The 13,384-nt window shown below is 71.6% G+C and carries 13 protein-coding genes; 3 read left to right on the top strand and 10 right to left on the bottom strand.

Annotation, left to right across the window (positions count from 1 at the left end; genetic code table 11):
* The first annotated feature begins 20 nt into the window (after positions 1–20).
* Both DLJ58_RS21185 and DLJ58_RS21180 read left to right on the top strand, forming a co-directional pair.
* Positions 21–209, top strand: coding sequence for a helix-turn-helix domain-containing protein (locus tag DLJ58_RS21185; RefSeq protein WP_124858762.1), 189 nt, complete (start codon positions 21–23; stop codon positions 207–209).
* A gap of 116 nt (positions 210–325) precedes the next feature.
* Positions 326–1,438 (top strand): tyrosine-type recombinase/integrase, encoded by a 1,113-nt coding sequence (locus DLJ58_RS21180; RefSeq protein WP_244219064.1) that lies wholly within the window; start codon positions 326–328, stop codon positions 1,436–1,438.
* Between the two features lie 493 nt (positions 1,439–1,931).
* Here DLJ58_RS21180 and DLJ58_RS21175 read toward each other — a convergent pair whose 3' ends face one another.
* The 10 genes from DLJ58_RS21175 to DLJ58_RS21130 form a co-directional block, all read right to left on the bottom strand.
* Positions 1,932–2,459 carry a dihydrofolate reductase family protein gene (locus tag DLJ58_RS21175; RefSeq protein WP_124858760.1) on the bottom strand — a complete coding sequence of 176 codons (528 nt, stop codon included), beginning with the start codon at positions 2,457–2,459 and terminating at the stop codon, positions 1,932–1,934.
* 204 nt (positions 2,460–2,663) lie between these two features.
* On the bottom strand, positions 2,664–3,923 hold the full coding sequence (locus DLJ58_RS21170) for an MFS transporter (protein ID WP_124858759.1): 1,260 nt from the start codon (positions 3,921–3,923) through the stop codon (positions 2,664–2,666).
* A 138-nt stretch (positions 3,924–4,061) separates the two neighbouring features.
* Positions 4,062–4,937, bottom strand: a complete 876-nt coding sequence (gene htpX / locus DLJ58_RS21165; protein ID WP_124858758.1) for a zinc metalloprotease HtpX — start codon at positions 4,935–4,937, stop codon at positions 4,062–4,064.
* A gap of 116 nt (positions 4,938–5,053) precedes the next feature.
* Positions 5,054–6,541: an NADH-quinone oxidoreductase subunit N gene (locus tag DLJ58_RS21160; protein WP_124858757.1), complete on the bottom strand. Its 1,488-nt coding sequence runs from the start codon at positions 6,539–6,541 to the stop codon at positions 5,054–5,056.
* 114 nt (positions 6,542–6,655) lie between these two features.
* Positions 6,656–8,164: a complex I subunit 4 family protein gene (locus DLJ58_RS21155; protein WP_124858756.1), complete on the bottom strand. Its 1,509-nt coding sequence runs from the start codon at positions 8,162–8,164 to the stop codon at positions 6,656–6,658.
* Positions 8,165–8,278: 114 nt separating this feature from the next.
* On the bottom strand, positions 8,279–10,210 hold the full coding sequence (locus DLJ58_RS21150; protein WP_124858755.1) for an NADH-quinone oxidoreductase subunit 5 family protein: 1,932 nt from the start codon (positions 10,208–10,210) through the stop codon (positions 8,279–8,281).
* The gene (nuoK, locus tag DLJ58_RS21145; protein ID WP_124858754.1) at positions 10,207–10,569 is read right to left on the bottom strand and encodes an NADH-quinone oxidoreductase subunit NuoK; all 363 of its coding nucleotides are present in this window, start codon (positions 10,567–10,569) and stop codon (positions 10,207–10,209) included. Before nuoK ends, DLJ58_RS21150 begins: the two co-directional genes overlap by 4 nt.
* On the bottom strand, positions 10,566–11,126 hold the full coding sequence (locus tag DLJ58_RS21140; RefSeq protein ID WP_124858753.1) for an NADH-quinone oxidoreductase subunit J family protein: 561 nt from the start codon (positions 11,124–11,126) through the stop codon (positions 10,566–10,568). The genes nuoK and DLJ58_RS21140 overlap by 4 nt, the downstream gene beginning before the upstream one ends.
* Positions 11,127–11,151: 25 nt before the next feature.
* Positions 11,152–11,757 (bottom strand): NuoI/complex I 23 kDa subunit family protein, encoded by a 606-nt coding sequence (locus DLJ58_RS21135; RefSeq protein WP_124858752.1) that lies wholly within the window; start codon positions 11,755–11,757, stop codon positions 11,152–11,154.
* A gap of 138 nt (positions 11,758–11,895) precedes the next feature.
* A complete protein-coding gene (locus tag DLJ58_RS21130; protein ID WP_124858751.1) occupies positions 11,896–12,324 on the bottom strand; it encodes an ester cyclase in 429 nt (142 codons plus the stop codon).
* Between the two features lie 85 nt (positions 12,325–12,409).
* Between DLJ58_RS21130 and DLJ58_RS21125 the strand changes: the two genes are divergently transcribed.
* Positions 12,410–13,384, top strand: a 975-nt coding sequence (locus tag DLJ58_RS21125) for a glutathione S-transferase family protein (RefSeq protein ID WP_124858750.1), incomplete at its 3' end; no start/stop codon positions are given.

The following is a 13,384-nucleotide window of genomic DNA, read 5'->3' as shown; positions in this document are numbered from 1 at the left end:
GCTCACTCACAGGAGACGACATGACCACCGCAAAACCCCTCACGCTTTGGACCGTCGACGACGTATCGGCCTACCTCGGCGTCCCGGTCCAGACCCTCTACACCTGGCGCAAGCGCCGGATAGGTCCGCCCGCCGGCCGCGTCGGTCGTCATCTGCGTTACGACCCGGACGCCGTCCGGGCCTGGTTCGAGCAGCAAGCCGCAGCCTGAGGGGAGAGACGTCGTTGGCTCACGTCGAAGATCGCTGGTTCAAGACGGTTGTCCGCCCAGAGGGCAAGTCGGAACGGGTCAAGACATCCCTCCATGGGAAGGGGCTTCGTTACCGGGTGCGATACATCGCGCCGGATGGTCGGGAGCGGTCGAAGTCCTTTCCTGACAAGGAAAAGCGGGCCGCTGAGGCATTCCTCGTCTCGGTGGAATCCGACAAGTTGCGGGGCACCTACATTGACCCGGCCGCCGGGAAGCTGACGTTTCGTCAGTACGCCGAGCAGTGGTTGGCTGCACAGACCTTCGACGAGTCGACCCGGGAGGCAACGGAGCGGCGGCTACGTCGGCACATCCTTCCGTTCCTCGGTAGCCGGTCCCTCGCCGCGATCCTGCCGACTCACCTGCGCGAGCTGGACCGCTCACTACAGCAGCGCGGCCTGGCGGCCACCTACCGCGTCGTCGCCTACAGCAATGTCGCCACGATCCTCAACGCGGCTGTCGACGACGGTCGGATCGGTCGGAACCCGTGCCACGCGAAGACTGTCCGGCCGCCGAAGGTGCCGCCCCGCAAAGTGGTGCCCTGGTCCCGGGAACAGGTGCTCGGCATCCGTGCCGGCCTGCCGGCGCGCTACCGGGTCGCCGTCGACCTGGGCGCGGGCTGCGGACTTCGTCAAGGTGAAGTTCTAGCCCTGGCCGTGGAAGACATCGACCTCCTTCGGGGCACCCTGCATGTCGTCCGTCAGTTGAAGATCGTAGGTAGCCGGCTCGTCTATGCGCTGCCCAAGGGTCGCAAGACGCGAGACATCCCGTTGCCCGTGTCGGTGGGGACTGCCCTTACCAGTCACCTGGAGGCGTTCCCTCCGGTGCCGGTGACGCTGCCTTGGGAGGTACCCGGCGGCGCTCCGGTCACGGCCAATCTGGTCGTCCACGGGCGCACAAACGTCGCGATGGACCGGCACACATTCAACCGGGACTCCTGGCATCACGCGTTGGCGGCTGCCGGAATTCAGTCCTCACGGGCCACCGGGATGCACGCGCTGCGGCACTTCTACGCCTCGGTCCTTCTCGACGCTGGGGAGAGCGTCAAGGCGCTCTCGGAGTACCTGGGCCACGCCGACCCGGGCTTCACCCTGCGCACGTACACGCATTTAATGCCGACCAGCGAGGACCGCACACGGCGTGCTGTGGACAAGGTGTTCGGGTCACCCTCGGACGGCCTGGCGACGGCCTAACAGCGATCATGGCTACGTTCTGGCTGGTAGCGGGCGGTATCCCTCCAGTTCAACAACTACAGGTAGGGACTTCTGGCCGGCTGGGCGATCGGGCCGGCGGCATGCGGCCAGCCGAGCAGCCGTCGTTCGTCACTCACGACGGACCTCGGCGGCCCTCTCCGACCCACCCGAGCCGGACTCAACCCCACCCGAACCAGGGACGCCAACCGCCGAGCAGGCGTCAAGCCCAGACGAACCGGGGACGCCACCCGATGAGCAGGCATCAGGCCCACTGAAGCTGAGGAAGTCACCCGCCCGAGTCGGCGTCGACCCACCCAGGTCGGCGTCGACTCACCCCGCCGGTCAGGCTGACTCCGCACGGAGTCCGTCGACCATACGAGTGCGTGGACAGAGCGCAAGCACGGTCGCCTCTTGCTCGTGGCCCACGCTGCTGGCGACGGCGGCCCAGTGCGCGGCGCAGTGGGCCGCCAGCTCCCATTGTCTGCGCGACAGCTCAGTAGACGACGCGGTACCAGTGCTCGGTCTCGCCGGGCAGCGACTCCAACCGCACTTTGGTGCCGCCGGGGTGGTCGAACATGCGCACCCCGTCGCCGAGCAGCACCGGGGCGAAGAACATGAGGACCTCGTCGAGCAGCCCGGCCTCGATGCACTGCTTGGCGACGTTGGCGCCGAGGATGTTGACGTACCTGTCCCCGGCGGCCTCCTTGGCCTGGGCGACGGCGGTGTGCAGGTCACCGACGAACGCGACGTCCGCGGGTGGCTCGGCCGGTGGCCGGTGGGTGAGGACGAACACCGGCCCGTGGTACTGGCCGCCGAAGGCGCCTTCGCTGTCGGTGCCACGGTTGGGGTCGTCGCCGCCGAATGTGCCGTTGCCGGCCAGGATCGCGCCGACGCTGTCGAGTAGGCGCTCCGCCGTCGGGTTGTCGCCGCCCAGGTGGTCGGTCAGCCACGACATGTCGCCGCCGGGGCCGGCGATGTAGCCGTCGAGCGACGCCGTCGCCGAATATAGAACCTTGGCCATGGACCCAGGATAGGCGGGCGGAACCCGGGTGGATCAAGCCGACAGGAAGCCGCGCGGATCAAGCCAACAGGAAGCCGCGCGAGTCAAGCCAACAGGAAGCCGCGCGGATCAAGCCAACAGGAAGCCGCGCGGATCAAGCCAACAGGAAGCCGCGCGAGTCAAGCCGGCACGAAGCCGCAGGGAAGACAGCCAGAAGCCAGCAGGTCAGACGGGCACGGGGTGTTCGGCGCGTACCGCTGTGGTTTCCGCGCGGGCGATGGGCCCGGCGGGTAGTGCGGCGACCGCGGCCCCGACGGCGACCGCCGCCCCGGCGAACAGGAACGCCCAGCGGACGCCGCCGGCGTGGTCCACGATCACGCCGGCCACCGAGCCGCCGGCGGCGCTCGACGCCACCGCGACGGTGACCACCCAGGTGTACGCCTCGTTCAACATGCCGGTCGGGGCGATCCGGCCGACCAGGGTGTTCTCCAGGGTCAGCGCGGGCGCGATGGTGGCCCCGCCGGCGACCAGCGCGACACCCAGCGCGAGCGGGGTGGGCATCACCGCGAACACGGCGAAGGTGGCGGCCAGCGCGGCGAGCAGCAGGGCGAACTGCCGGGTCATGTTCGGTGCTGGCTTGCGGACGCCGAACCAGAGTCCACCGATGGCACTGCCGACCCCCCAGACCGCGAGCAGGATGCCCGCGAGGCTCTCCGGGTCGCCGGTGGCGTGGTCGCTCGCGAATGCCGGCACGATCACACCGGCGGCCCCGAATGCGATGCCCAGGCCGGCGACGCAGATCAGCAGGGCTGGGAAGCCGGAGACCCGTAGCGGGCCGAGCCCACGGGCGTGGTGTTCCTGCGGGTGCGGACGCCAGCCGCGCATGACCCGGCCGAGGGCCACGGCGGTCGTGCCGACCAGGGTGACCACGGCCGCACCGATCAGCGCGGCCGCCGCGTCGGCGACGAGGACGAACCCGGCGACGAGCAGTGGACCGAGGACGAAGACGATTTCGAACAGCGTGGTCTCGGCGGCCAGAGCCGTGTTGCGGAGGTGGTATCGGCCGGAGTTGGGGCCGGTCAGGTCGTTCCAGGCGCCTCGGATGGCGGCGCTGAGCGGCGGGTAGGTGGCGCCGGCCACGCCTGCGGCGAGGTAGATGACGGGGAGCGCGTCGTCGCCGGAGCGGCTGGCCAACAGCAGCCCGATGAGCGCCAGCGGGTGGGCCACGGCGGTGAGCAGCAGGACGGGGCTGGGACCGACCCGGTCGGCGATCCGTCCGGCCACCGGGCTGAGCGCTGCACCGGCGAGGGCGTAGATGCCGCCGGCGACGGCGGCCAGTGAGTAGCGCCCGGTCACCTGCTCGACGACCAGGAGCAGCGCCAGCGGGGTCATGCCGATTCCGAGCCGCCCGATGATGCCGGTGATCAGCAGCATGGGCGCGCCGGGGATCCGCCAGACACCCAGGTACTGACGCAGCGCGGTCACCGTGAACCTCCCGAGGATGTAATGAGCGTGAGCCGTTACGACCCTAACGCCAGCGCCCGGCCGGCAGACAACGGAAATACAGCACTCCGCCCGTACCCGGCGCTGGCCGGGTACGGGCGGATGCGGTGGATCAGCGGGTCAGCGTTGGAACTGCACCGGCCCCGAGTTGCGGGCCATCTGCTCCAGCCGGGCGACGCGGTCCTCCATCTTCGGGTGGGTGGAGAAGAGCGCTGCCATGCCGCCGCCCCGGAACGGGTTGGCGATCATGAGGTGGGCGGTGCTGGTGAGCTGGCCCTGGGCCGGCAACGGCCGACGTCGGGCCACCGCGTCGATCTTGCGGAGCGCGCTGGCCAGGGCCAGCGGGTCGCGGCTCAGCTCGGCGCCAGAGGCGTCCGCCTGGAACTCGCGGCTCCGGCTGATCGCCAACTGGATCACCGTGGCCGCGATCGGGCCCAGGATCAGGGTGAGCAGCAGCACAGCCGGGTTGGGTCGGTCCTCGTCATCCCCGCCGCCCAGCGGGATGAAGAAGGCGAGGTTCGCCAGCAGGGTGATGATGCTGGCCAGGCCGGCCGCCACGCTGGAGATCAGGATGTCCCGGTTGTAGACGTGGGACAACTCGTGCCCGATCACGCCGCGCAGCTCACGGTAGTCGAGGATCTCGGTGATGCCCTGCGTCACGCAGACGGCCGCGTGCTGCGGGTTACGACCGGTGGCGAACGCGTTGGGCTGCGCGGTGGGGCTGACGTAGAGCCGCGGCATCGGCTGCCGGGCGTCGGTGGCCAACTCCCGGACCATCCGGTACAGCTCGGGGAACTGTGCCTCGGTGACCGGTTGCGCCCCCATCGAGCGCAGCGCGAGCTTGTCGGAGTAGAAGTAGGTGACGCCGTTCATGACAAGAGACACGACGACGGCGATGACCAGACCGCCGCTGCCGCCGAACCAGTAGCCCACCGCCAGGATCAGGGCGCTGAGCAGGCCGAGCAGCGCTGCGGTCTTCAGACGGTTGTGGTGCACGATGTCTCCTTCGGTGCACGGATCGCCGGGATCCGCTGACCGGTTCAACAACCCGGTACCCGCCAACCATCCGTTACAACGCTGAGAGTTCACTGAGACCGAAGTCGCAGGTCAGGTCAACGGCCGGCCAGGTCGAGCACCAGCTGCGGGGCGACGCCCAGCACCACGGTGGCCACCGTCACCACCGCCAGCACCACACCCACCACACCCACCACGGGTACGGCCGCGGCACCGCCGACGTTCGGGGCGGCGAGGGGCGTCGGTGCCCAGAGCGCGGCGGTCACCCGCAGGTAGTAGGCGAGCCCGATCACGGCGTTCAGCGCCACCACCAGCGCCAGCCAGGCAGCGCCACCGTCCAGCAGCGCCCGGACCACTGTCACCTTCGCGAACAGGCCGGCCAGCCCTGGCGGCAGACCAGCCAGACCCACCAGCGCGAGGCCGAACGCCGCAGCTCGCCACGGGTGCCGGCGGGCTGCCCCGCGCAGGTCGTCCAGCGTGCCGCCGTCCGCACCCGCCGGCCGCAGCGCGGTCACTCCGGCGAACGCGGCCAGCTCCAACACCACGAAGAAGACGGCGTACGCCATGGCGGCGGCGTACGCGGCGGACCGTGCCTCGTCCGTGCGTCCGGCGGCCAGAGCCAACGCTCCCAGCGGGGCGAGGATGTACCCGGCCTGCGCGACGGACGACCAGGCGAGCAGCCGGACGGTCCGCCGCTGACGCAGCGCGACCAGGTTGCCGACGGTCATGGTGAGCACGGCGAGCAGGGCGAGCACCGGACCGGTCTGGTCCGCCGGCAGCGCCCGTTGCACGACGGCGAGCAGGGCGACCAGGCCGCCCAGCTTCGACGCGGTGGACAGGTACGCGGCCACCGGCAGCGGCGCACCGTCGTAGGTGGCCGGTGCCCAGGCGTGGAACGGCACCGCCGCCACCTTGAAGGCCAGGCCGACCAGCAGCACCGCCACCGCGGCAGTGGTCAACGGCAGGTCCCGCAGCTCCGGCTGCTCGGCGAGCAACGCGCCGAGCCGGTCCAGGTGCAGCCCACCGGTCACCGCGTACAGCAGTGCCGCGCCGAGCAGGGTCAGCGTGGTCGCCACCACGCTGACCACGAAGAAGGTCACCGCCGCCTCGGCGCTCGCGAGGCTCCCCCGGCGCAGGCCGACCAGCACGTACAGCGGCAGGGTCAGCGTCTCCAGGGCGACGATCAGCGTGATCAGGTCGCCGGCCGCGCCGAGCACGACGCCGCCGGTCATCGAGCAGGCCAACAGGAATGCGTACTCCCCGACCGGTGACCGTCCGGCCCGCAGCGCGGGCACCGACAGCCCGAGCACGCCCACCGTGATCAGCGCGACCACCACGGCGACCAGGGCCGCGCGACCGCCGAAGATCCAGGAGCAGTCGGCGCCCACGCAGAACGTCCGCCGTTCCGCACCCGCCCCGACCAGCGCGGAGCCGACGGCGGTGCCGAGCGCGCCGAGCGCGGCCACGGCGATGGTGGCCCGTGGCCGGGCCACGAGCAGATCGGTGATGAGCACGAGTACGGCCGTGCCGGCGGCCAGGTAGGCCGGCAGCAGCGCGACGCTGTCCACGCTCTGCACGACGTTCATCGGGGCTCGCCTTCGTTCGCGACTGCGGGGCTCCGCTCCGCTGCACTCCTCGCGCTCACCGATGCCCGCCTTCGTTCGCGACCGCGGGGCTCCGCTCCGCTGCACTCCTCGCGCTCACCGGGAAACCACTCCGATCAGGGCGTCGACGGGGGCCTCGGCGACGCCGAGGACCAGCGTCGGCGCCAACCCGATGGCCAACGCGAGCAGCACCAGCGGCACCCAGGCGGTCAGCTCCGCACCGGCCAGACCGGGGCCGACCTGACCGACGGCGGGGCTCGGCCGGTTGTGGGTGACCTGGCGCAGCAACCGCAGGAAGTACGCGGCAGTGAGCGCCCCACCGACCGCCGCCAGCACACCGAGAGTGGTCCAGAGCGGGCCGCCCACCTGCACGGCGGCGATCACCGCGAACGCCTCGCCCCAGAAACCGGCCAGCCCGGGCAGGCCCAGTGACGCGATCGCCGCGAACGCGAGCAGACCCGCCAACCGGGGCGCGGTCTCCCGCAGCCCGGAAAGCTCGGCGAGGGTGCCCGTGCCGGTACGGTCCTTCACCGCCCCGGCCAGGAAGAACAGCAGGCCGGTGATCACACCGTGCGCGACGTTGCCGATCAACGCCGCCTGGATGCCGGTGGCGGTCAGCGTGGCGACGCCCAGCAGCACGAAGCCCATGTGCCCCACGCTGGAGTACGCGATGAGCCGCTTCACGTCCGACTGGGCCAGGCAGACCAGCGAACCGATCAGGATCGCGGCGACGGCGAGCACGCCGAGCACCGGCGCCGCCCAACGGGCGCCCTCCGGCGCCACCCCCACCGCTACCCGGATCAGGCCGTACGTGCCCATCTTGAGCAGCACACCGGCCAACACGACACTGCCCACCGTGGGCGCCTGGGTGTGCGCGTCGGGCAGCCAGGAGTGCAACGGCCACAGCGGGCTCTTCACCGCGAACGCCAACGCGAGCAGTGTGAACGCGGCCAACTGGGTGCCCCGGGACATCCCCGCGCCACCGGTCAGTGTCACCAGGTCGGCGGTGCCGGCGGCGGCGACCACGACGTACACACCGACCAGCAGCAGCACCGAGCCGAACAGCGTGTAGAGGGCGAACTTCCGGGCCGCCCGACGCCGGTCCGCCCCACCCCAGCCGGCGATGATCGCGTACATCGGCAGCAGGACGACCTCGAAGAAGAGGAAGAACAACACCAGGTCCAGGGCAAGGAAGGTGCCCAGGATGCCCACCTCGACCACCAGCAGCAACGCGACGAGCGCCCGGCCGCTGCCGCCGTCCGGCACCCGCCACATCGTGTACGCGCAGCAGAGCAACGTGAGCAGCGCGGTCAACACCACGAGCGGCCAGGAGATGCCATCGACGCCGAGATGGAAGCGCAGCTCCAGACCGGGCACCCAGGGCAGGTCCAGTTGGTGCCACGGGCGCACCGCCGGCGCGTCCGCCGACCAGGCGACCCAGCCCCGACCGCCGAACACCAGCGGCACCGCGGCCAGCAGGGTCAACGCCGCCGCGATCGTGCCGACCAGCCGGGCCGCTCGGTCCCGGGGCGTCGCCGCCACCGCTACCGCACCCAGCGCCGGCACCGCCAGCACCGCGACCAGCAACACCTGCCCCAACGTCATTGGACCGCCTCTGTTCGCGACTGCGGGGCTCGCAGACCCGGCTCACTCCTCACGCTCACTGGACCGCCTCTGTTCGCGACTGCGGGGCTCGCAAACCCGGCTCACTCCTCACGCTCACTGGTTGGCTCCAACCAGGGCGGCGGCCAGGCCGATCAGCAGCGCGCCGGCCAGTACGCCGGCGGCGGCCCGGGGCAGCGCCGCGCGGTGCAGCGCGGCCAGCCCCGCGCCCAGACCGGACGCGGCTCGCCCGCTGCCCTCGACCGCGCCGTCTACCACCACCTCGTCGCCGGCGCGCGCGGCGCGGGCCAGCGCGCGGACGGGGCGTACGACAAGTGTGTGCTGGACGTCGTCGAGCCGGAACGCGCGGGCGAAGACCGGCCGCAGCGGACCCAGCGCCGCGGCCGGGTCGGCGGCCGGGTCGCGCCGCCAGCCCAGCGCCACCAGCGCGGCGCCGAGCAGCAGGAACGCGAGCGGCAGCAGCACCCCCGACCCCAGGTGGACCAGGCCGTCCTCGGAGCCCGCCACCGGGACGGTGGGGAACCGCAGGCGGTCGGCGAACGCCCCGACGAACCCGGCCAGACCGAGCAGTGCGGCCGGCACGGCCAGCAGCAGCACCGGCCAGCGCAGCACGGCCGGCGGGTCGTGCGGCTGGACCAGGGGCAGGCGCGGGGTGCCGAAGAAGGCGCGCAGCAGCAGCCGACCCGCGTACCAGGCGGTGATCGCCACGCCGACCAGCCCGGCGATCCAGACGATCCAGCCCACCCAGGACGGGGCCGGGCCGGTGCCCTCCAGCGCGGCCGACTCGGCGACCGTCAGTACGCCGTCTTTGCTCCAGAAACCGGCCAACGGCGGCACCCCGGCCAGCGCGCCCAGGCCCACCACCGTGCACCAGAACGTCACCGGCATGCTGCGCCGCAGCCCGCCCATCTCCGACATGAGGGTGGTGCCGACGGCGTGGATCACCGCGCCGGCGGCGAGGAACAGCAGCGCCTTGAAGGCGGCATGGGTGAGCAGGTGGAACAGTGCGGCCGACGGTGAACCGACCGCCAGCGCGCCGGTCATGTAGCCCAGTTGGGACACTGTCGACCAGGCCAGCACGCGTTTGATGTCGTCCTGGGCGGTGGCGGCGAGCGCGCCGAGCAGCAGCGTGATCGCACCGAGCACGCCCAGCACGGTCAGCGTCACCGGCGCGGCGGTGAACAGCGGGTAGAGCCGGGCCACCGCGTACACCCCGGCGGCGACCATCGTCGCGGCGTGGATCAGCGCGGAGATCGGGGTCGGACCGGCCATCGCGTCCGGCAGCCAGGTGTGCAGCGGGAACTGCGCGCTCTTGCCGGCCACTCCGGCGAGCAGCAGCAGGCCCGCGGCGGTCAACGTCGCGCCGGAGTGCTCGTGGGCGAGGACGTCGGCGATCCGGAAGCTGCCCGTCGACACGCCCAGCAGCGCGATGCCGAGCAGGAACCCGACGTCACCGACCCGGGTCACCAGGAACGCCTTCATGGCGGCGGCGGGCGCGCCGGCCAGTCGGCGGTCGTGGGCGATCAGGAGATACGAGCAGAGGCCCATCACCTCCCAGCCGACCAACAGCATGATCAGGTCGCCGGCGACCACCACCAGCAGCATGGCACCGGTGAAGAGGCTGATCTGGGCGGCGTAGGGCGGGTAGCGGTGGTCCACGTCGACGTCGTCGTGGGGACCGCGCCGCAGGTAGCCGATCGAGTAGACCTGCACGGCGAGGGCGACCGCGGTGACCGCCACCGCGACCAGCGCGGCGGCGCCGTCCAGCCGTACGCCGAGGGTCACCGCCAGCCCGCCGAAGTCGACCCAGGTGGCCGACGTCTCCGTCGGCCCGTCGACAGTGAGCAGCAAGGCGACGGCCAGCGCCAGCGCACCGGCCGCACCGGCGACGCCGAGCGTCACGGCGGCCGTCCGGGCCCGGTCACCGCCGGTCGCGCTGTCGCGCCGGGGGGCCGGTGGCAGCAGCAGACCGAGCAGGCCGGCGACCAGCGGTACGGCGGGCAGCAGCGCCCCGAGCAGCCCGGTCACCGGCCCGCCTCCGAGTCCACGACGGCCGGCTCGCGGCCGGTGACGGGGTCCGGCGACTCGGTCAGCGGCACGTCGTCCACGGCGACGGTCGCCCGCAGCCGGTAGAGCTGAAGGACGATCGCCAGCCCCACCCCGATCTCGGCGGCGGCGAGGACGATGACGAACAACGCGAAGACCTGCCCCGAGTGCGGGAGCACGGCGCGGGCGGTGGTGTCAGCGGTGACCAGGATCAGGTTGACCGCGTTGAGCATCAACTCGACCGACATCAGCACCAGCACCGCGTTGCGGCGGCGCAGTACGCCGTACACGCCGAGGCCGAACAGCAGCGCGGCGGTGACGTACGGGATGACCGGCCTCACCGGCGCCCCCCGGGCTCGCTGTCGACCAGGTCCGCTGCCGTGCCGTCGCGGTGCGGGGCAGCTCGGCCGATGTCCGGACGGGACAGCACGATCGCGCCCACCAGGGCGGAGAGCAGCAGCACCGAGAGCACCTCGAACGGCAGCACCCAGGATTGGAAGATCTGCTCGCCCAACCGCTCGGCGGTGCCGGCGTGCGGCAGCGTGACGGTGCTCCAGCGGTACGCGTCGACCAGCAGGGCGGTCAGCCCCAGCCCGGCGCCGCCACCGATCAGCGCGGCTGGCCAACCGGGCCGGTCCAGGTCGTCGGAGGCGCCGATCGGAGCCCGGGTCAGCATCACCGCGAACAGCAGCAGGACCACCACCGCGCCCACGTAGATCAACACCTGCACCCACGCCACCAACTCGGCGCTGAGCACCAGGAAGTCACCGGCCAACGCGCCCAGACACACCACCAGGTAGAGCCCGGCCCGGACCAGGTGTTTCGTGGTCACCACCAGCACGCCGGCACCGACCGCCACCGCGCCGAGGGCGAGCAGCAGCACGTCCGCGCCGGTCATCGGGGCGCCCTTCCGGCTCGGGCGCTCACGACGCCGGGTCCTGGTCGGCGTCGGGGCGTACCGCTGGCGGAGCGGGACGGGCCGCGGCCGCCTTGCGGGCGGCGGACGTCTCCTCCTTGGCCGGCTCGCCGTTCGGGTCGTGCGCGGGCGGCGGCGGAACCGTGGCCATCCACTGACCGAGGTGGTCCTTGTCGTGCAGCAGGTCCTTGATGTCGTACTCGGCGTACTCGAACTCCGGCGACCAGTAGAGCGCGTCGAACGGGCAGACCTCGATGCAGATGCCGCAGTACATGCAGAGCGAGAAGTCGATGTCGAACTTGTCGAGCACGTTGCGCTGGCGGGGGCGGGCGGCGCCAGGCACCGCCACCTCCTCCTTGTGCGAGTCGATGTAGATGCACCAGTCCGGACACTCGCGGGCGCAGAGCATGCAGACCGTGCAGTTCTCCTCGGACAGGGCGATCACGCCACGCGAGCGGGGCGGCAGGTCGGGGGCCACGTCCGGGTACTGCTGGGTGGTCGAACGGCTGGTCATCGTCTTGAGGGTGACCGCCAGCCCCTTCACCAGGCCCGCGCCGGGAAGGCCGCGTCCGCTGGTGTCACCGCGCTCGCCGGGGTCGCTCATGTCGACCATCCTGCCCTGTGGCCACGGCGCGCGCGACCACCACCCACAGGTCCAGGGCCGTACCGTGGTCGCGGGGAGAACGAACGCACCTGGAAGGACCTGCCATGACCGCCGCCCTGCAGAGCGTCCACCCGCCCTACTGGCGGATCACGCCCCGGGTCCGCTGACGACAGCCGGTGGGAGCATCTCGACGCCGAGCTGTTGCAGCAACTGGAACAGCTCGTTGCAGCTCCACACCTCGACGATCCGGCCCGCCGCGTCGAAGCGCAGGAACGTCGCCCCCGAGTAGCTGACCACCTGACCGGTGGGCGGTACCGGCCCGAACTGCCCGACGTGGGTGCCGGCGGCCCTCCAGTGCACGGCCACCCGCTCGCCGGCCGCGACCACGTCGACGATCTTGTAGCGCAGGTCCGGGAAGGCCGCCCGGCGCTCACGGTGCCAGGCGAGGGTGGCCTCCGGCCCGGTGCCGCCCAGCCCCGGGCACTCCTCGGCGACCAACTCGTACGCCGACTCCTCCTGGCGGGCATTCCACACGTCGGCGATGAACCGCCGGGCCGCCGCCTCCACATCCGTCATGCCGGCAGGGTATCCGGCACCGCTGTTGAGCCGTAGATCCGTAAGGATGGGGTAGAGACACACTGATCCAGACCGGGAGGGTGACGTGGGCGAGGAAAAAGGCGGCAAGTACGTCGAGCCGGGGAGCGAGTTCACCCGCGACCAGCGGTACATCGCCACCCGGATCACGCAGGACGGGCGCGACGGATATCCGGTGGAGCCGGGCCGGTACCGGCTGGCGGTCAGCCGGGCCTGCCCGTGGGCCAACCGACTGATTATCGTGCGGCGGTTGCTCGGTCTGGAGGACGCCATCTCGATGGCGGTGGCCGGCCCGACCCACGATGCCCGGAGCTGGACCTTCGACCTCGACCCGGACGGCCGGGACCCGGTGCTCGGCATCGAGCGCATCCAGGAGGCCTACTTCAAGCGCTTCCCCGGCTACGAGCGCGGCATCACCGTGCCGGCGATCGTGGACGTGCCGACCGGGCAGGTGGTGACCAACGACTACGCGCAGATGAGCCTGGACCTGTCCACGCAGTGGGGCGCGTACCACCGCGAGGGCGCCCCGCAGCTCTACCCCGAGCACCTGCGGGAGCAGATCGACGAGGTCAACGCGGTGGTGTTCCGGGACGTCAACAACGGCGTCTACCGGTGCGGTTTCGCGGGCAGCCAGGAGGCGTACGACAAGGCGTACCACCAGCTCTTCGACCGGCTGGACTGGCTCACCGAGCGGTTGACCGACCAGCGCTACCTGGTCGGCGACACCATCACCGAGGCCGACGTACGGCTGTTCACCACGCTGGTCCGCTTCGATCCGGTCTACCACGGCCACTTCAAGTGCAACCGGCAGAAGCTGAGCGAGATGCCGGTGCTGTGGGCGTACGCCCGGGACCTGTTCCAGACCCCCGGGTTCGGCGACACCGTCGACTTCGACCACATCAAGCGGCACTACTACGAGGTGCACCGCGACATCAACCCGACCGGGATCGTTCCGCTCGGCCCCGACCTGTCCAACTGGCTCACCCCGCACGGTCGGGAGTCCCTCGGTGGCCGCCCCTTCGGCGACGGCACCCCCCCCCCA

The sequence above is a fragment of the Micromonospora arida genome, from assembly GCF_003857035.1.
GTDB classification, from domain to species: Bacteria; Actinomycetota; Actinomycetes; order Mycobacteriales; family Micromonosporaceae; genus Micromonospora; species Micromonospora arida.
Note: the sequence above shows the minus strand (reverse complement) of the source record. Positions and strands in the feature narration are given on the sequence as shown.